General features: G+C 40.5%; 20 protein-coding genes. 8 read left to right on the top strand and 12 right to left on the bottom strand.

Annotated elements, in window-relative coordinates; all coding sequences use genetic code 11:
- The 3 genes from Q7A53_RS03425 to Q7A53_RS03415 all read right to left on the bottom strand — a co-directional run bounded on the left by Q7A53_RS03425 (position 1) and on the right by Q7A53_RS03415 (position 3,006).
- Positions 1-714, bottom strand: coding sequence for a polysaccharide deacetylase family protein (locus Q7A53_RS03425; RefSeq protein ID WP_411787702.1), 714 nt, complete (start codon positions 712-714; stop codon positions 1-3).
- Between the two features lie 480 nt (positions 715-1,194).
- A complete protein-coding gene (locus Q7A53_RS03420; RefSeq protein WP_411787701.1) occupies positions 1,195-1,653 on the bottom strand; it encodes a DUF2231 domain-containing protein in 459 nt (152 codons plus the stop codon).
- Positions 1,654-1,749: 96 nt separating this feature from the next.
- Positions 1,750-3,006, bottom strand: coding sequence for a DNA polymerase IV (locus Q7A53_RS03415; protein WP_411787700.1), 1,257 nt, complete (start codon positions 3,004-3,006; stop codon positions 1,750-1,752).
- Between the two features lie 186 nt (positions 3,007-3,192).
- On the opposite strand from Q7A53_RS03415, the gene Q7A53_RS03410 reads away from it, so the two are divergent.
- The gene (locus Q7A53_RS03410) at positions 3,193-4,626 is read left to right on the top strand and encodes a Na+/H+ antiporter NhaC family protein (protein ID WP_411787699.1); all 1,434 of its coding nucleotides are present in this window, start codon (positions 3,193-3,195) and stop codon (positions 4,624-4,626) included.
- A gap of 144 nt (positions 4,627-4,770) precedes the next feature.
- On the opposite strand, the gene Q7A53_RS03405 is transcribed toward Q7A53_RS03410, so the two are convergent.
- Entirely contained in the window at positions 4,771-5,418 is a 648-nt protein-coding gene (locus Q7A53_RS03405) for a YdbC family protein (protein ID WP_411787698.1), read from the bottom strand.
- A 213-nt stretch (positions 5,419-5,631) separates the two neighbouring features.
- Here Q7A53_RS03405 and Q7A53_RS03400 point away from each other — a divergent pair, with 213 nt between their 5' ends.
- Positions 5,632-6,216, top strand: coding sequence for a DNA-3-methyladenine glycosylase (locus Q7A53_RS03400; RefSeq protein ID WP_411787697.1), 585 nt, complete (start codon positions 5,632-5,634; stop codon positions 6,214-6,216).
- 257 nt (positions 6,217-6,473) lie between these two features.
- On the opposite strand, the gene Q7A53_RS03395 is transcribed toward Q7A53_RS03400, so the two are convergent.
- Complete coding sequence (locus Q7A53_RS03395; protein WP_411787696.1) at positions 6,474-7,049, bottom strand: histidine phosphatase family protein; 576 nt, start codon at positions 7,047-7,049, stop codon at positions 6,474-6,476.
- A 245-nt stretch (positions 7,050-7,294) separates the two neighbouring features.
- Here Q7A53_RS03395 and Q7A53_RS03390 point away from each other — a divergent pair, with 245 nt between their 5' ends.
- Together Q7A53_RS03390 and Q7A53_RS03385 are read left to right on the top strand one after the other, a co-directional pair.
- On the top strand, positions 7,295-7,897 hold the full coding sequence (locus Q7A53_RS03390; RefSeq protein ID WP_411787695.1) for a sulfotransferase family protein: 603 nt from the start codon (positions 7,295-7,297) through the stop codon (positions 7,895-7,897).
- Between the two features lie 235 nt (positions 7,898-8,132).
- On the top strand, positions 8,133-8,444 hold the full coding sequence (locus tag Q7A53_RS03385) for a hypothetical protein (RefSeq protein WP_411787694.1): 312 nt from the start codon (positions 8,133-8,135) through the stop codon (positions 8,442-8,444).
- 29 nt (positions 8,445-8,473) lie between these two features.
- Here the strand turns inward: Q7A53_RS03385 and Q7A53_RS03380 are convergent, their stop codons facing one another.
- A complete protein-coding gene (locus tag Q7A53_RS03380) occupies positions 8,474-9,886 on the bottom strand; it encodes a LysM peptidoglycan-binding domain-containing protein (RefSeq protein WP_411787693.1) in 1,413 nt (470 codons plus the stop codon).
- A 152-nt stretch (positions 9,887-10,038) separates the two neighbouring features.
- Between Q7A53_RS03380 and Q7A53_RS03375 the strand changes: the two genes are divergently transcribed.
- Positions 10,039-11,520 (top strand): flavin monoamine oxidase family protein, encoded by a 1,482-nt coding sequence (locus Q7A53_RS03375; RefSeq protein ID WP_411787692.1) that lies wholly within the window; start codon positions 10,039-10,041, stop codon positions 11,518-11,520.
- An 82-nt stretch (positions 11,521-11,602) separates the two neighbouring features.
- Here the strand turns inward: Q7A53_RS03375 and Q7A53_RS03370 are convergent, their stop codons facing one another.
- Positions 11,603-12,349 carry an SDR family oxidoreductase gene (locus Q7A53_RS03370; RefSeq protein WP_411787691.1) on the bottom strand — a complete coding sequence of 249 codons (747 nt, stop codon included), beginning with the start codon at positions 12,347-12,349 and terminating at the stop codon, positions 11,603-11,605.
- 79 nt (positions 12,350-12,428) lie between these two features.
- Between Q7A53_RS03370 and Q7A53_RS03365 the strand changes: the two genes are divergently transcribed.
- From Q7A53_RS03365 to Q7A53_RS03355, 3 genes are all read left to right on the top strand, one after another.
- Positions 12,429-12,881 (top strand): hypothetical protein, encoded by a 453-nt coding sequence (locus Q7A53_RS03365; RefSeq protein ID WP_411787690.1) that lies wholly within the window; start codon positions 12,429-12,431, stop codon positions 12,879-12,881.
- Positions 12,882-13,202: 321 nt separating this feature from the next.
- Positions 13,203-15,029, top strand: coding sequence for an asparagine synthase (glutamine-hydrolyzing) (gene asnB / locus Q7A53_RS03360; protein WP_411787689.1), 1,827 nt, complete (start codon positions 13,203-13,205; stop codon positions 15,027-15,029).
- Between the two features lie 95 nt (positions 15,030-15,124).
- Positions 15,125-15,583, top strand: a complete 459-nt coding sequence (locus tag Q7A53_RS03355; RefSeq protein ID WP_411787688.1) for a YusW family protein — start codon at positions 15,125-15,127, stop codon at positions 15,581-15,583.
- Positions 15,584-15,719: 136 nt separating this feature from the next.
- Here the strand turns inward: Q7A53_RS03355 and Q7A53_RS03350 are convergent, their stop codons facing one another.
- The 5 genes from Q7A53_RS03350 to Q7A53_RS03330 all read right to left on the bottom strand — a co-directional run bounded on the left by Q7A53_RS03350 (position 15,720) and on the right by Q7A53_RS03330 (position 18,936).
- On the bottom strand, positions 15,720-16,571 hold the full coding sequence (locus Q7A53_RS03350) for a CvfB family protein (protein WP_411787687.1): 852 nt from the start codon (positions 16,569-16,571) through the stop codon (positions 15,720-15,722).
- 132 nt (positions 16,572-16,703) lie between these two features.
- Positions 16,704-16,787 (bottom strand): YjcZ family sporulation protein, encoded by an 84-nt coding sequence (locus tag Q7A53_RS03345; protein WP_101844812.1) that lies wholly within the window; start codon positions 16,785-16,787, stop codon positions 16,704-16,706.
- 71 nt (positions 16,788-16,858) lie between these two features.
- On the bottom strand, positions 16,859-17,860 hold the full coding sequence (locus tag Q7A53_RS03340; protein WP_411787686.1) for an LLM class flavin-dependent oxidoreductase: 1,002 nt from the start codon (positions 17,858-17,860) through the stop codon (positions 16,859-16,861).
- 49 nt (positions 17,861-17,909) lie between these two features.
- Positions 17,910-18,290: a PadR family transcriptional regulator gene (locus Q7A53_RS03335; RefSeq protein ID WP_411787685.1), complete on the bottom strand. Its 381-nt coding sequence runs from the start codon at positions 18,288-18,290 to the stop codon at positions 17,910-17,912.
- A gap of 130 nt (positions 18,291-18,420) precedes the next feature.
- On the bottom strand, positions 18,421-18,936 hold the full coding sequence (locus tag Q7A53_RS03330; RefSeq protein ID WP_411787684.1) for a P-loop NTPase family protein: 516 nt from the start codon (positions 18,934-18,936) through the stop codon (positions 18,421-18,423).
- Between the last annotated feature and the right edge of the window lie 38 nt (positions 18,937-18,974).

Raw genomic sequence — 18,974 nt, 5'->3', positions numbered from 1 at the left:
TTATTCCCCATCTGATTTTGCGAGCTTTTGCAGATCGTTGACGGTTACAAAGCGATAACCCTTGTTTGTTAAGTTCTTCAAGATTTGTTCAGTCACTTCTAGTTCTTTGCTGTCTTTTTCATACATGGGATGCAATAGAATAATTGAACCATTACGCGCATTTTTGGTTACTTCCCTGACTTTTGCTGTGACGGTGGAAGCATGGGTATCTGGTTCTATGCTCCACATAATCGTTTCAATATGATGGGTCATTAAATAATAGGGTAGTCCGATTAGTTTTTTCCCATTTGGCGGCCGGAAATCTATGTCCCCCTGGAAACCTGTCTTCCGTATGATTTGGTTCGTCTTTTCAATTTCCTGCGCTATAAACGACGGTGATTTAAAAATCATCCTTTGGTGAGAGTAGGTATGATTGCCAATTTGATGCCCTTGTTTCACAATTTCCTTTCCTATTTCCAGGTGATCTTCCAATTCCTCTCCAATAGAAAAGAAGGTCGCTTTGGCATGGTATTTATTTAATAGCGGCAAAATATCTTCCACTTTTCCAGTCGGTCCATCATCAAAAGTTAAGGCGACTTTTTTTTCATCTGTATCTACTTGATCCGTAAGCTCACCAAATAACTGATAACTCCTTGAATTCATTAACCTGTACATTCCTACGAGTAGGGAGAGCAGAATAATTACAGCTACTACAGCATAAACTACTTTTTTCATTCCACGACTGCCTCCCAGCACTTTGCTTAGTTAAGTTTTCTTATAATTATACCAGATAAGCTCACTAAAGACGGACATTCTCTTTACTACAGAAAGTGTCTGTTTTTAGTGAGCTTATCTTTGATCTCATGCCCCTCCTTCATTGAAGATCCCGGCCGTAACGGAAGTTCATTAATCGTAAAAACGAGGAGAAGGCCGATATTACTTTGAACACATGGATAACCGTTTACCTGCTCTTGTTTACTGAGCAATCCTCCTTTATGCTCTTTTTTTCTAAATTACCACATCCTTCGATAATTAACTTGAAATCTTCCATTTATTACGATTACGTTATAAAAAAATCCCCAAACCACTATGGAATCGTGGTTTGAGGGTTCGTCATTTTTTGATCGCGAACATCCTAGCTTTCCCAAATCTCTAACCCTTGTTTTACTACATTGGAACGCGGGGATGCTCTTTTTGGTTTTAGGTTCCTTCACCTTAATCATCATCATCGTGGGTGACTTGCTGATTAGAAGTCTGGTGATCCGGATAGACCATTTTACCTCCGTAATGCCCGGTAATCGACAGCGTGATTGCTCCGGCAATGGTGATAATAGTTAGAAGATAGGAAAACGATTGGGGCAGCTTCTTCCAAAATTTCCACAGCTTCAACACTAAGTACACCCCAAATATGATTAATGTGGTGAGCGCAAATGTTTCATGAGTATGGACAATAGAGTCAATTTCGTTACTTTGATGAGCTTCTGCATAATGTTCAGCTCCATCACCTGTTAAGTATGCGAATATTCCGGTGATAAAACCTGTACCGATAAGATAGAGACTGGCTTTATCAAAGAAGTCTTTTTTAAACAGAGCAATAATTTCGGTAATCGCCCCAAGAAATAATAAGGCGATTGGAAAATGGACCAATAATGGATGTAACGGTGTGGACAGCATTCATTTCACTCCTTTTCTTTTTATATGTTTTAGTATAAGTAATTAAACTGAAATGAATATGAAAATACCTCCACTCCCCTTCTTTTAAGCATACTCTCAAGCATTGTGGCCGCCAATTTTTTTACTGCGATCTCTGGTAATTGCTGATTCTGTAAAGCTGGTGGCTCTAAGGATAGCCGTTGATCCGAATTTATCTCTAATTTCATCCATGACTTCTCCCACATCCTTTTCCTTAGTTCGGTCCCTAAACAGGCTCAATTGAACATCGGACTCCTCATTTAAATTCGTTAATGAAACATAGACACGCCTTATTTTACTTATCCCATCATAAAAGCGTTCAAAAAGCTTAATAATTACACGATAAACATCCATCGTAATATTTGTAGGAATTTGAATCGACATGGACCGGCTGAATCCTCCCCCCGTTTCTTTAGAATAGCCCAGTCCTAAATGGATCGTTCGTCCTTCTTTATTATCCCTTCTTGCTCGTCTGCAGGCCTCTTCGCACAAATCAAGAAAACAAGCATAAATTTCATCTTTTTCATAATCCCTTAACAAAGTAATTCCATGGCCATAGCTCTTCTGATCAGATTTCACAAAATTTCCAATAACCGGGCTTAAATCAATTCCCCAGGCGTGATAATGGAATTGTTCCCCCATAATTCCAAAGTGTTTCTGTAAATATTTGAGCGGGTGCTTAGCAAGCTGACCTAAGTTAAGAATGCCCATTCGGTTCAGGTTGCGGGTCATGCGTCTCCCAATTCCCCAAATTTCTTCAATGGGAACAGGCCATAATAAATGTTCAACATCTTCATAACGGCATTCCGCAATCCCATCCTTTGCTTTCTTCGCGTGAATATCCATAACCACTTTTGCCAAAAATTTATTATCTCCAATTCCAATCGCACATTCTATGCCAAATTGATCTCTGATCTGAGCTTGCAGCAGGCTGGCAATTTCACGGGGGGCGCCGTATAAACTTCTCATTCCATTAACTGTTACCCACAGCTCATCTACGGAATAAACGTGAATAGCTTCTGGAGGGACATAATTCATAATCGCTTTAGAAATTTCGACCGACACCTCCAGGTAATCTCCCATGTGGGCCTCGGCTACCACAAGGTTAGGATCATCAGGTAACTCAAAGTAACGGCTCACATTACTTATGCCATGCTTCTTCTTTAAGGTTGGGGAGGCGGCTAACACAATACTCCCACTTCGACTCGGATCCCCCACTACCGCTAACAGGGCCGTTTTAGGATCAAGACCTCGCTTGGCACATTCCACACTTGCATAAAAGGACCGCATGTCTATACATAATACGTCATTGCGTGGATACATTGAGTAATCCATAAATCATTCCACCTTATTTACGAACATTTGTTCTTATTATACAAAAGAGAGCATTCTTCGTATACATGTAATTTCTAGAAAAAGTAAATAAAGTTAAAAAGAATAAGACTGCGATTCATTACATGATATAGTCGTTGCTTACCCATACTATAGCCAAGTATGCAGTTAGAAATGGAGTGGATCACAGTGGATCATGCATGGGTTGCCTTAATCCCCTTTTTATTAGTTATTCCAATTTCAATCTTGACTAAACAAGTTCAGCCAGGACTATTTGTAGGATTACTGGTGGGGTCGTACATTATCGATCCCAGTTTATTAGGAGGAATCAAGACAGCTTTATCCTACATTGTCGACAACGTTATAGAATCAAGTAATATAAGAATTATCATCTTTTTATACGGATTTGCTGGGTTAATCAGCATTATTAAATTTGCTGGCGGAATAAAAGGATTTGTTCACTTAGTCAGCAACAAAGTGAAAACGAAAAAAAGTGCCATGTTTCTTACCTGGATTACTACCCTTGGAACCTTTAGTGATCCTGATTTTCGAATTGTAACCGTTGCTCCTATCATGAAGGCACTGAGAAAACGGCTGAAAATGTCGAAACAGCGAATTGGATTTGCTATAGAAATGACTTCCAATCCAGTAGTAGCTTTAGTTCCGATAGCGACTGCCTTTGTAGGATACATGGTAACCACCATTGGAGATTCGCTGAAAGAAGTCGGCATCGACAAAGAGCCTTACATTGTTTATGTAGAGAGCATCCCTTTCAACTTTTTCTCTTTTGTGCTGATCCTTATCGGGGTTTATTACAGCTTCTTTAAGAAGCCAAAAGAAGATGAGTCGGACGAAGCGATGCAGCAGGAGTCCGGTCAAAACGCGGAACAGCAGCAAGGGGAAGAAGGATTGGATGCTTGTCACAGAGCATACGATGAAGACACAGCCGTGAAACCGCTGAACTTAATCCTGCCGCTGATCACCTTCCTTGCGTTAACCATCTTCTTAAGCTGGTGGGATGGCCATAAAGAAGCAAGTGGATTTTTCCAGGGTTTCATTCGCAGTGATGCTCTTGGGGTTATGCTTGAATCCCTGCTCATTTCCTTTATTTTGACGTTTGGATATTTTATGTTTCAAAAGTATAAGGTATCTGATCTTGTCACTCATTTCGTTAAAGGCGGAAATGAGTTAATGTCCGTTATCATTTTACTGGCACTGATTTGGGGCGTGTCTGCGGTCTCTGAAGATCTTGGTTTCTCAGACTACATTACAAATCACGTCGGCTGGATTCCACATATGTTTGTGGCACCTGTAATCTTTCTGCTCGGAGGGCTCATTTCTTATTTCATTGGCTCTTCTTGGGGAACGTGGGGGCTTCTTATGCCACTGGGGATCACACTTGCTAATGATGCCGGAGTTAATATTCTGCTCGTTATTGGGGCTGTGTTTGCAAGCGGAACGTTCGGCGCGTTTGCTTCCCCGCTTAGCGATAACTCTGTTACATTATGTACCATCATGGATCTTGATGTTATCAAATATTCGAAGAAAAAGCTTACCCCCGCGCTTATTGGAGCAGGGATCAGCGCCGTCCTTTTCGGTGTCTTCTCCTTTTTTATGAGGTAATGCCAAGCATCAGCGTTCTGGTCAGACTTAAGAGCGCTGATGTTTTTTTACATACCAGCTGGATAACTTTCTTCATCGATCCAACCGCAAATGTTAGAAAGGAAATAATTCTCCTCTGCACGCGCATAAACCTTAGACGGATTGTTAATATTCGGATGAAACAACCCGCCAGCCTTCTTCTACGGGAAAGCTCTCCCCAGAAAGGTGATTCACGTCTTGCTGTGGGGCAGCCTTATGCTTTAAATGCGGAAAAAGATGTAGCCTGTACATCTGATGGTATAAATGATTTTCCCATCCTGTAAAGATAAGAAAACTCTGAAAATCTCTTTGCGAACGGCATACAACGCCACCAATCATCCCTTCTGCACGCTTCATGCCCGGATTCCAAACGTTTCTTTGCATGTCAAGAAAGTGGTTGATTCTGTTTTCTTTCACTTGTGTGAACGCTGTGCGAATATAACGTGCCTTCTGGATGAGAGATCTCAAACCTGACATCCCTTTCAACAGGTCTTGTTCCACTTGAAAGAGTTCTGTATCTATCGAAAAATAGGTGTTTTCCTGGCCGGAATTATGATAAATGCGGTCATGAGCTTCATTCATAAAACTTTCATAAGAAGCTTCTTCTTCCCAGAAGGCAAAAATATTGGCCGTGAAAGGATCGCTGAGACTCCAGCCGCCAAGCTGTCCTAGAAATCCAGCTGTAGGCAGGATTTCTTTCCATTCTTCTTGTGCTCGAGAAAACAATGGCTTTTTGTGCTCATGTACTTGGCAGGAAATTTTCTTTATAATCATGGCTACCTCTCCCTAAAAAATATCGCTTCTTACCTGTTCCTGCTGTGAACTCTTAAACAACGAAGAAAATATCTATCCATTACCATTCGAATTAAGTGGATGATTTCAAAAACCTAGTGATTTCTCAACAGTAAATAGCTGATATTGGCGGGACGTCTTTTTTAGTTTAACTATCCTGAGGAAAAGGAATGAAATTGAAAAAGAGAAGGGAAGATGAAAATGAATACATTGGGAAAAGAATTTTATGAACAACCAACTTTGAAATTAGCAAAATCCTTACTAGGCTGTCAGTTAGTAAAGGAAACAGAAGAAGGAACTGCCTCTGGATTTATCGTAGAAACAGAAGCTTATATGGGACCGGAAGACCAGGCAGCCCATAGCTTTAATAATAAAAGAACAAACCGAACGGAGGTTATGTTCGGCCCTGCCGGTTATGCTTATACATATGTCATGCACACGCATTGTCTGGTGAATGTAGTCAGCGGGAAACAAGAGAAGCCTGAAGCTGTTCTCATTCGCGCCGTTGAGCCTGTGAAAGGTGAGGAATTAATGTATCTCAGAAGAGGAAACAAAAAGGAAAAAGAGCTGACCAACGGACCTGGGAAACTCACAAAAGCACTTGGAATTACTCAACAGGATTATGGGCGCCCTCTTGACTCGCCTCCCCTTTATATTCTTCCGGGTTTCACACCTGAACAAATTTCTGAAGGACCTCGTATCGGAATCGATAATTCAGGAGAAGCCCGCCATTTCCCCTGGAGATATTGGGTAACTGGTAATAAGTTCGTTTCTAAATAATAATGTACTGTGCCAGGAAAGGATGGTGAGAAGATCCCTTAGTTTCCCTGCTTTTATCTACACGTATTTTGATGAGCTACCAAATAAAATCACCTAATTTTTCTGCCGGGTAGTGGATGAAATAGGTGGTTTTATTGATATATTTCTTGATTCGTTGATAAACTGTTCGAATTCGTGGATATATTTCATTTATCGTTGATATATTCTATTTTCCGACGATATAACCAAACTTCCGCCGATATTATCCTCCCAGTCCTTCAACAATACACGCGTACCCACCCTCCGTCTTTAAGAAAGTCTTTTCTTGATAGTAAACTTCCGGTAATTAATTGACGATACGAAGTAATGGTTCCATCATGAGAGACAATGAATATTTTTTCTTTATGCTGCTGTCTGCACCAATCCAGAAATTGATTTCCAATCGTTTTAAAAACGTGTTCTGGTATAGTATTTATCCCCCTTCTCCACAACTCTTCAGAAGAGCAGTCTTCTACTTCCACGCTGGGAAGGTCCTTCTTAAGGAACTCTTTATCTAACGTTTTATCACAAGGGAGTGTTTTCCATTTCGAATTTTGAGGGAACATTCTTGGTGAAACTGCGGGACTAATGGTAATCATCTCATTTATACCGTTTGCCAGAAGCGTGGCCGTTTCTATTGTTCTCCGAGTAGGGCTGCTCACTATAAGGTCTCCCTGATTCAAAGGAAGATTCTTTTTCAGGAGAGTAATCTGGTTTACTCCTTCCTCAGTCAAGGAAGGATTTCTATGCTGTAAACTTTCCGGAGGACTAAGAGTGTGCTGACCTTGCCCGTGTCTGACAAAGATTAATTCCATAGAGTCACCCTCCATTTTTCGATATTTATGAACCTATAATTAGTCTACCATTTTATGGATCATGATGAACACCCGATCGAATCGTGCAGAGGAGGGTGATACAGAGTAATCCACTGTTCTATGGATGGAAATTTTGTTCTTTTCCTCTATTGTTTAGGATGAACCCATCGTTTGGAAAAACTGTCATCATCGATTTAACTGATGGTATACTGGAATGGACTAAAGTCACTAAGGAGGTTTCGTATATGAATCTAAAAGTTGTAGGAGCAGGTCTCCCAAGAACAGGGACGAGTTCTCTTAAGTCTGCCCTAGAAGAACTTCTTGGCGGACCATGCTGTCATATGAGCGCTATACCGGGGCACCCCTTTGATCTCGGGAAAGGATGGAATGAAGCTATTGAATCAGGAACGACCGACTGGGATAGACTGATGGACGAGTATTCGGCAGCAGTAGACTGGCCGGCGTCCATGTTTTGGCAACAGCTAAGCAAAGAAAATCCGAATGCCCTGGTCCTTTTGTCCGTACGGGAAGATGTAGAGGATTGGTGGACGAGCGTAGCATCAACTATTTTGCGGCCAGCCCGCATGGCCAAGAAAGAGGATTGGACTGAGGGCCGCGACCTTATCAAACTCTTAGAAAGATTTACTGGAACGTCCCATTGGGATGATAGGTCCACTATGATAAATGCTTATCTTGCACATAATGATGAAGTTAGAAGGAGCGTTCCTGCTGATCGCCTGCTCGAGTGGAAAGCTTCTGATGGATGGGAGCCCATTTGCAGGGCACTAGATCTTCCAATTCCTGAGCACTCCTTTCCCTGGCTGAATAAGAGAAGCGAATGGTCTTAGCCAAATAAAAAAACGATCTTCTCCTGTAGAAAATTTTCTTAATGTACGTTTAGCTTGTAGGTGTTTCATACATTGTCAGATTCCTTATTGACAGCATACTAAATCATAGAAGACAGCAAGTAATACTAATGCTAAAATAGGAATAAGAGAGTGGAAAAGTATCCATCCTCTAAGAGATTCTAGATAATCTATTTATTCAGCGAACCAATTTAATTGACTTTCAGGAGGTTAAGCAATGGACAGGAAGGCAATGGACGAGCAGATTATTCACCACTATAAGCAAGACGAACAAAAGATGATATTAATATTTGCTCAATGGTGTGTGAACAATGAACTGGATCCTTTTGAAACTTATAAGAAGGCTTATCCAAATCAAGCAGACAATATTGCTCTGCAGGATGCTGCAGAATTAACCCTCCCCCAAGCTGAAGCTCATCAAATTTCTGTAGAAACTCTATTAGAAGTCTTATCATTATTCGGAAATGATGACCTGGCATTTGTAGTCAATGAGGAATGGAACCAAATGGAATTGAATAATAAAAAATAGCAGGAGGCGCCATCTGCCTCCTGCTATTTTTACACTTTCTTAATTGAAAAATTGGTCTGAAGTACTGGCCAATTTTGGGGAAAAGAGCTGCCTAGTACCCAATAACTCGCTCCACGCAATCCATAGGCTTTAATCGTGTCATATTTAGCCTGGACACTTCGTGCATCTTCAAACCATACTTCATGCTGCTGACCGTTTTCATCCCTATATCGAAAGTAGGGTGATTGATATTTCTCATCGTATTGAATGGCCACTCCGTATCTGGCTGCCAATTGAACAGCTTCCTTTGGGCTCACTGTTCTGGCATAAGTTCCTTTCACCCAAGGAATTTTCCAATCTCTACCGTATAGTGGGACGCCCATTAGGATCTTTTGTCTAGGAATAACGGTTACTGCATAATCCAGTACTTCTTTTACTTTATTGATCGGAGCAATGGCCCATGGCTCGCCTCCTGCCCATCCCCATTCATAGGTCATTAATACTACAAAATCCACAATCTCTCCATGTGCCTGATAATCGTGGGCTTCATATAGCAGTCCTGATTGACTCCCTGAGATTTTAGGAGCTAGAGCTGTAGACACGGTGTATCCTTTGGGATGCAAGCGGCCCACTACTCTCCTTAAAAAATCATTGTAATTTTGACGGTCTTCTGGATAAACATATTCGAAATCGATATTTAATCCGGTATACTGCTTTGCTTCCATTTCCGCTAACACGTTGGTTATTAACTTTTCCTGCAATTCTGGATTTCTAAGAATTGACGCCGCTAAGTCTGAATCAAATGTGCCCCCCGAGAAGGTAGTTAATACCATTAAAGGAGCTACATTATTTTGTCTGGCTGCTTCTAGTAAACCCTCTTCCTCCATGCTTGTAATGGTCCCGTTTGACCGGACTGCATACATAAAAGGCGACAGATAAGTGAAGTTTCTCCCTAAATAAAGGACTTCCTGAGTACCTTGCTCATTAATATTTGTCGTGTAAGCATTTACTTCTGCTGAGGTCAGAGTCTTAGCTGGTATCTTTATTGTTTGACCGATATAAATCAATCCAGGCTCTGCAATATTATTCAGTTGAGCTATTTGATCTATGGACACTCCATTCTTGCTTGCAATCCCCCACAGGGAATCTCCTGCCTGAACAGTATAGTACCAATAAGGCAGTTTAATTAACTCTCCGACGAATAATAATTGAGGATTAGAAAGATTATTGTTCGCTGCAAGCTGCTGGACCGACACCCCATAACGGTTCGCAATCCCCCACAATGTATCACCGGGCTGCACGATATATTCTCTCGATGGTTCTGGGATCACTAGAGCTTGCCCAACCACTAAATCATCCGGTTGATCCAAGCCATTCACCAAAACAATTTGGTTAATGGAAGACTGGTAGTTCTGAGCGATACTCCACAATGTATTCCCAGGCTGAACCACGTGAATTTGCAAATATTTCCCCCCTCTCTTTGCATTCTACTGTCATCTTATTCAGGGAGAAGTCTGCTTATTTGTGTAAAACGTAAAACGGATAAAGGCAGATCGATAATTCAAGCATACCTCCTAATAGTATTCATAAAATGTAAATAAAAGGAGGGGATGGTTTGGAAGAAAGATTGAAAAATTATACGAACTTACATTATCCAGAAGATATGCTCTCCATCATTAAAAACGGTCTAAAAAAACCAAAGGAACCCAAAACAATCCTCATTGCCGGAGCAGGTATTTCTGGTCTTGTGGCCGCCTCTTTACTTAAAGAAGCGGGCTATCATGTAATTATCATTGAAGGGAATAACCGGGTAGGCGGACGGATTTTTACAGTTAGGTATCCTTTTACTGATGGCAATTATTTAGACATGGGAGCAATGAGAATTCCAAGTAATCATGCCCTCGTTTTGGAGTATATTAAGAGATTTAACCTGGTACTAAACCCATTTAATAACAGTTCGCCAAAGGATTTTATTTTTGTCAATAATGTCATAACCACTCAAGGTGATTATGAGAAGGATCCGGAGATACTCAATTATCCGCTGGCCGACTGGGAAGAAGGAAAGACAGCGACCGAACTATTACAGCTTGCCGTTCAGCCATTTCTCGACTTATATGATAAAAGTACTGTTGAAGAAAAAGAAAAACTTAAAAAGAAATACTCTGACTATTCCATGGGAAGGTATTTAGCCAACAATCCTTTAGGTCCCTCCATGTCAAATAACGCGATAAGGATGATCAACGTCCTCTTAGGGATTGAAGGGTTTCCAGAATTCTCGTTTGTCGATATTCTTACGGACATTATTTATCCTATTTTTAATAAAAAGACTAAGTTTTTTGAAATCTTAGGAGGAAATGATCAACTACCCAAATCGTTCTTAAACCAACTAGAAAATGATATTTACTTTAATCAAAAAATAACAAAAATCTACCAAAATGATGATGGAGTAATTTTTGAAACTAAAGACCTTTTAACTGGGAAAACCAGTCTATTCAAAGGGGACGCTGCGATTATCACTCTTCCATTTTCCGTACTGCAGTTTATTGAAATCCTTCCTTTTGATTCCGTTTCCTATAAAAAGCGCCAGGCAATAGCGGAACTTATGATGGTACCTTCTATAAAAATTGGGATAGAATTTAAGAACCGGTTTTGGGAGCAGTTAGGATATGGGAATATCATTTCTGATCGGCCTACCCGTTTTACGTATATCCCAAGCCATGCAAGCAGGTATACTTCTACCGGCGTTTTACTGGCCAGTTACAGCTGGGGACAGAATGCCTTGTTATGGAATAGTTTAACGCAGGATCAAATCACCCAATATGTATTAAGGGACCTGGCAGAAGTTTACGGACCTATCGTTTATCGTGAGTACTTACAAAGCCTTTCTTTCAATTGGAGTCAAAATCCATTCTCTGCAGGGTGTTTTACTTTATTCACCCCTGGACAAGAAAATAATATCGCTGATTTTATAAGAAATCCTGAAGGTAAACTTCATTTTGCAGGGGAACATACATCTGACTTTCACGGCTGGATCGAAGGAGGAGTGGAATCAGGAATCCGGACAGCATATGAAGTTAACCTGAGTACACTAAATTAAGGAAATGGAAATACCCATTTCCTTCATTCCCCTTAGCGCCTCATTCCTCTTCTATCTCGCTGATTTGTTCAGGATCCCCCGGTTATTTCCTTAAGAATCCCCCTTCAGAATTAATAACCTGTCCAGTAATCCAATCGGCTTCATCCCTGACAAGAAATCCAATGAGTTTGGCAGCATCTTCAGGCACTCCAATACGACCTGATAAAAATTTCGGCCGCAATTCTTCCTTGATTGCTTCAGTCATCCACCCAGTATCTGTTGGTCCGGGATTCACTGCATTAACATTAATCCCTAGAGGAGCAAGCTCGGCAGCTAAAGTAACAGTAAAAGCCGCAATTGCTCCTTTAGTCGAGGCATAGGCAAGTTCTCCTATCATAGGTCCTTGATTTTGACCAGAGGTTAAGTTAACAATTTTCCCCTTCTTCTTTCCGAGGGTTTCATAACGGCGGGCGAATTCTGTACAAAGGAGGAACGTGCTCCTCATATTCACCGCATAGTGGGCATCTAAGCTCTCTGCATCAAGCTCAGCAAATCCATCCCTCGTCGAATAAGCTGCATTGTTCACAATTACAGTTGGAAAACCCAAGGAATCAATAACTTGATCTAAAAGACTGGAGGCAGCGTGAGATTCAGATAAATCAACTGCGGCATACTGACTTTTCACGCCAAAGCTTTCTAACATCGTTCGAAATTCCTCTGCCCATTGTTCATCAGCCTGATAGCACGTAAAGAAAACATCGTGACCTTCTTCTGCCAACTGTTTACACACGGCTGCTCCTATTCCATGTTCATGGCTAACCCCTGTAACAACTGATATTAACCTTTCCATATATACACTCCTGTCTATACAATAGTAATATTTTTAAAAAATGTGGACATAATAAAAGAAAAAAAAGGGGGGTGTCCTCTTGCTGTTAAATATTATTCTAGGAATTTTGATACCCTGGATTTTATGTATTTTACTCATTCAAAGAGCTCCCATTGTTGTCTTTGTTATGTTCCCTATAGGAATTTCCATTGCCTTTCTTGCCAATGACTGGGGGTTTGATTTATTCTGGCTGGTTTCACCTACTTTAACCAATCCTTCCTTATCTGCTCTGCCTTACAACGTTGGTTATTTTCCTTTTTTAGCTAGTCTGTTTGCCTACTTTAAAGTTAAACAAGGCAGGAATAGCACCCTGCTCGTTACCATCTTTTCAATTATTACTACAAGTATTGAAGGCTGTGCCTTAATCATTGGCAAAGTCCACTACTTAAATGGCTGGAATATACTTTATACTTTTCTCGTCTATGTGACTGGTTTTACAATCGCTTCCCTTTATCTTCATCTCCTAACGAATTATAAAATTCTCCCAAAATAATGCCTTTCCCCTATCATACCAAAAATCCAAATTTTTATATCCCCCCTCTATCTATCCCCTCTATTCTTGCAATTAAAGAATGGAGGGGATTTTATTTAGCTGATTCAAAACTGAGTAAATGGAATGGTTTTAAATGGTATTTATTGTAACTATACTTAGACCTTTACATTAATTTCCTTGATAAGCAGTGGAATAATTGACGTATGCTCCTGGGCAGGTTTACCATTTAGATTGACCAAAATAATCAATTGGTCAGTTTACCTAACTTAGTCATGGCTGCTTCTCACCATGAATGACTTTTAAGAAAGAAGGCGTATTAAAATGTGTGGAATTGCAGGATGGATTGATCTATCAAACAATCTCTCCAATGAAAAAGGGATTTTAAAAGAAATGACAGATAGGATTGCGCTTAGAGGACCAGACGCAGAAGGTTTCTGGCTAAGTGATCATGCAGCTCTTGGTCATCGCCGCTTAATCGTAATTGATCCTGAAGGCGGGGCACAGCCTATGCTTTACAAGCAAGGAGATGATTACATCGCTCTTGCTTACAACGGAGAACTTTATAATTATTTAGAGCTTCGTAATGAATTAATCGAAAAAGGGCACCAATTTAAAACAAATTCAGATACGGAAGTCATGCTCCATGCCTATCTTGAATGGAATGAAGACTTCGTAAAGCATCTAAACGGCATTTATGCATTTGGCATCTGGGATGAACGATCAGAACGATTAATGCTTGGACGCGACCATCTAGGTGTTAAACCACTATTTTTTGCTAAACGAGGAGACAAATTAATATTCGGCTCTGAAATCAAATCTCTGCTTGCTCATCCGGAAGTAGAAGCAAAACTGGACAAAGAAGGATTATCAGAAGTATTTGGTCTCGGTCCAATGAGAACCCCAGGAAATGCCATATTTAAAGACATTCAAGAAGTCCGCGCAGGTCATTATGTTACCTTTTCCAAACAAGGAATGAACCATAACCAGTATTGGGAATTGGAAAGCAAGGAACATACAGATGATGTAGAAACGACCGTCCAAACCATTCGGGAACTGCTGGAAGATACCGTAAACCGACAGCTGATCGCCGATAAACCACTCGTCTCTATGTTATCAGGCGGTCTTGATTCCAGTGGACTCACCGCAATTGCAGGCAAAGAATTTAAAGAAGAAGGTAAAACATTACCTACTTATTCGATTGACTTCGTTAACAGTGAAGAGGACTTTGAAACCGATTTTCTTCGCAGAGATTTAGATGAACCTTGGGTTAAACGGGTTTCCGAACATGTGGGGACAGATCACAAATCAGTAGTCTTTCCAGCAGACAAACTCGTAGAAAATTTATTAGTCCCTATGAGAGCACGCGATTTGCCAGGTGTTGGAGAAATCGAAACCTCTCTTTATCTCTTATTTAAAGAAATGAAACAGGATGCGACCGTCGCTCTTTCTGGGGAATCTGCCGATGAAGTGTTCTCTGGTTATCCTTGGTTCCACCAGGAGGAATTTTTAAATGCTGATATCTTCCCATGGTTAATTAACATTGGGAACATGTCCCGCATTTTAAAAGACGATATTCAAGAAAAACTGGATTTAAAAGCTTATCAGCATCAACGGTTTGAGGAGGCACTCGAAGAACTGCCCGTGCTCGAAGGAGAAAGTGAGCGGGAAGCGAAACAGCGCCAGATGTCCTATATGTTTATCACCCGTTTCCTTCCATTTATGTTAGATCGTAAAGACCGGGCAAGTATGATGACTGGCTTCGAGGTACGTGTACCTTTCTGTGATTATCGGCTTGTCGAATATTTATGGAATATCCCATTTGAAATGAAGAATATCGATGACATTGAAAAAGGTATACTTCGCCGTGCCTTTGAAGGCTACCTGCCGGATGATGTACGTAATCGAAGGAAAAGTGCCTATCCAAGTACAAAGGACGATGCTTATTTAGCAGGTCTTAATAAATGGATGCTGGAGGTATTGGATAACCCTCAGTCGCCTATACTATCAATTGCTAATGAAGATGTGCTCCGAGAAATTGCTAATGGCGAGCACCCCGTTATTAACGGATCCAAAGCCAGGGGTCTGCTCGATTATTTGCTTCAAATCAATGCCTGGCTAGATGAATATAACATAGAACTACAATTATAAAAGAAACATGGCCACTGGATATCCAGTGGCCTTCATAGTATCCATCTTTAAATTTGGGAGAACCTAACCTTATCTTACAATTTGGAGGGTTCCTTATGAAAATCACCGTGACCATTCTAATTAGTGGATTATTCCTCATAGCAAACGCGGGCTGCAACGGACAAAACAATGTACAGCCTTCTAACAATCTTGATCCTGCTAAAGTTAGTTATCAGGATCAAAAGGATTCCACTAGCGATAACCTTAACTTTTCTGGCTTTGATCTAACTATTGATTACGGAACAAATAGAACATATCAAATCAATTTTTCGGATACTGCTTCCTATAAGAAAGCTTTTCTGCAAGATTTAGATGGTCAGCAAGTAACAGGTACTAAAGCCTTTAATCAGCTGATCACTAATTTTCACAAATTCTCGTTTGATGAAGATACGAAAGAAGACGATGTAGTTGAGGAGGTAACAAGATCTTTAGGAGTGCCCGATCAGTTCCGCACTTTTCAATTAAAAGTCATGTATAACAATGGTTATGAAAAAATTTATAAAAAAAGAGCCTAGACTTCTCTAGACTCTCAAAAACATGTTAGTGATAGGTTCAATGGGAGAGTATATTAATTAATCACTCTCCTTGCTCTCTCTTCAGCTTACAAGTTACAGCTAAACTCTTTACCGCGGATGATCCTTCTGTACGTTTTTATTTGAGGGTGGTTTTCTCCATATTCTTCTCAATTTTATCTTCTTTCAAAAGCTTTCCAATTGCTCGTTTGAATGCAGCTTTGCTCATATTCAGCGTATGCCGGATATCCTCAGGATCGCTTTTATCATGAAGGAACATCGCACCGCCCGTCTCTTCTAAATAATCAAGAATGACTTCTGCATCATCTTTCATCATATCTTGTTTTAACGGCAGAAGAGATACATTAATGGTACCATCCTCTTTTACATCAATTACACGGCCCTGGATAGTTTCACCCAGACGAGGCTCGATTTTCCTCTCATAAGGATGGATAAATCCCCGGTACCCTTCTTCACTTAAAATAAATGACCCTGCCTTTGTAGAGCGATAAACCCTTCCAACAATTTCATTATTCAGAATAGAAGCAGGAGCAGGAGTAAGATCATCCGTCACTTCATTCTCAGAAATGGGCTCTGCCAATAATCTGCCTTTTTTGTCTGTTTCTAGACTAACAAACAAAAAATCGCCGGTTTTGGGCCAAACGGACTTTAATAAGGGAAGCTCGTCCTTTGATACTAGAATTTCTTTTTGGATTCCAATGTTTACGAATACTCCCAGATGAGGAAGAACTTCTGCCACTTCTGCCCAGCCGTAACTGTCGATCCGCACTTCCGGAAGCTCCATCGTTGCTAATAGTTTGCCTTGTTTGTCGGGATAAATAAAGACGGAAATCTCTTCACCTAATTCGATCTCCCCGCTAACCTCTTCATCAGGAAGCCGCACTTCCTCGTTGTGAGCTGTTAAAATAAAACCTTCTGTTATTTTTTTTAGTACATGAAGCTTGTGGACGTTTCCGATAGATAATGTCATTAATTCGCCTTCCTTTACTCGTAGAACTACTAGTGAAACCATTATACCGCACTGCATCCTGCACATAAAATAATTAAATATTCGCTCTTATGTAAAAAAGCGCAGCCTAGGCCACGCTTTTTAATCCTTATCCTATAGCCAGGCAGCTCCTACAATAATAAGGAGAATAAACAAAACAACAATTAATGCAAATCCTCCACCATAACCGTAACCCATAGCTCTCCCCCCTTTAATAATATATATGAAGAGAAAGGGCAATCCGTATGGGTGAATTTCTCATATGGGAATCATTTTGTTAATCCTAATTGTTCTGCTACTAAACGGTACGATTTCTTTCGTGCCTCAAAGTCAAATATATTCGATATAATCAGGAATTCATCCGTGCCATACTTTCCCTCTAATTCTTGAAGTTCTCTTATCACGGTTTCTGGATCACCAATTATTGCTCTCTGTCTATTTTTCTTTATTTTCTCAAGTTCTTCCGGCAGAAGACTCCATTTTTTCAGCTCTTCACTCGAATACACACGGGTGTCTAATCCCTTCTCTACTTGCAGCAGCCACATATCTTGACTTATGGCCAGTTCTTCCGCTTCTTCCTGTGTTTCTGCACATATTACAAACACACACGCATTAATTTTTGGAGCCTGAAGAGCAAACGATGGCTGAAATCTTTCTTTATAGGTCTGAATAGCTTCTTCCCCTTGGTCCGGGCTGATAAAATGTCCAAAAGTAAATCCTGTCCCGTTCAGTGCTGCATGTTTGGCCCCGCGTGAAGATAAACCGAGTATCCACGTTTCCGGCTGGTGACTTGTATCAGGTTTAGCAGAAACGCCAAAGTACTTATCCCCTTTTTCAAAAGAATGATATAGAAATTGGTGAAGCTCTCTTACTTGCCTGGAAAAAGAGCTTAAAGATTTTTCGATTCCATCCGTTAAAGCAAGCCTCGTCTTTCTTCCACCTCCTGGCGAACGTCCTAGTCCCAGGTCTATTCTGTCTGGGAATAGAGCTTCTAACATTTTAAAGTTTTCAGCGACTTTGAGTGGACTATACTGGGGAAGAAGAACGCCGCCGGAGCCGACACGTATCGATTGGGTGAGTGATGCGATCCGGCTGATTAATACTTCTGGAGAGGTACTCGCCAGTCCATTCGTATTATGATGCTCTGCCACCCAATAACGATAATATCCCAGTTCTTCTGCCCACTGTGCCAATTCAAGAGTTTGGCTCAGCGCATCTTCTGCTGTTTGACCTTTGGAAATAGGGCTTTGATCCAGAACGCTTATTCTCATATCGTCTTGCCATCCTCCTCTCTCTTGTGCTCAAAACGGCGTATTTAAATTATTGATAAACATCCTTCATTATTTGATGGAGGATTTGAAGCTGTTCTTCAAATAAGATTTTGTACCTTTTTTTAAGAACATCAAATTCTTCTTTTCCCTGGTTGGTTAAATAATACCAATAGACTTTTTGTCTTTTCCGAGAGTGAGATTTAAAATCTTCTCTTCTCTCCAGCAGTCCTTCTTCGGTCATCTCATGGAGTGTATCCAGCAAGGTTGACGGAGCTGGAATCCAATTTTTTGTCAGTTTCCGAAATTCATCTTTGAAATGTTCACTAATCATTGGTTGACTCACTTGAAGTAAATGCATAATATAAAATTTGGTGAACTGTGCAGCACTCATATTTAGAGCAAATTTCTTCGGATTGTTTTTATGTGACAAGCGGATCCCCTCCTAAACTAATGATTGTCTCTATTTTACTATAAAGAAGGGCTTCATTGTCCAATTAAACGCACGCTTGTTCGGTTATTGATTTGTTTTATTTTATAGGATTCGGAGTTGCTACTAAGTATTAAGTGGAAGTATTTAGTTGATTTAAAAAGTGCTTCACCTGTTTTCTGTTGGTGAAAATGATGATTTGAGAACTTTGGGACTGATTTTCCACTGCTTTCATCGTTTTTTTAGCTCTCGCTTTAGGAAAATCCCATACATATTTTATAAATTCCCAATCGATCTTGTCTGGACATCCTTCGCCTAAATCCTCTCTTACTCTGCCCCGATGGAACCACCAGCGTTTGATTATACTTAATAAACAAATACTTCTGGACAGATTTAGAAAGATAATTGTATCAGCAAGCTCAAGACGCTCCGCCCACACTTTACTGTAATTTCCATCGATGATCCAGCTCTCTTGCTTTAAATAGGGAGCCTGCTTGGCATGAAGTTCATCTTGATCGGAAGGAACCCATCCAGGCTTCCAAAACAACCGATCAATGTGAATAGCTTCTATTCTTAATATCTCAGCAAGTTGTCTAGCTAACGTGGATTTTCCAGAACCAGCTGAACCTAGAATTGCAATTCGTTTCATTGTATCCCTCCATAGAAAAATTCCGCAGAAGACAGATA

Origin of the sequence: Halobacillus rhizosphaerae (assembly GCF_046719735.1) — a bacterium.
GTDB lineage: Bacteria > Bacillota > Bacilli > Bacillales > Halobacillaceae > Halobacillus_B > Halobacillus_B rhizosphaerae.
This window is presented reverse-complemented; position numbering and strand designations above follow the sequence as displayed.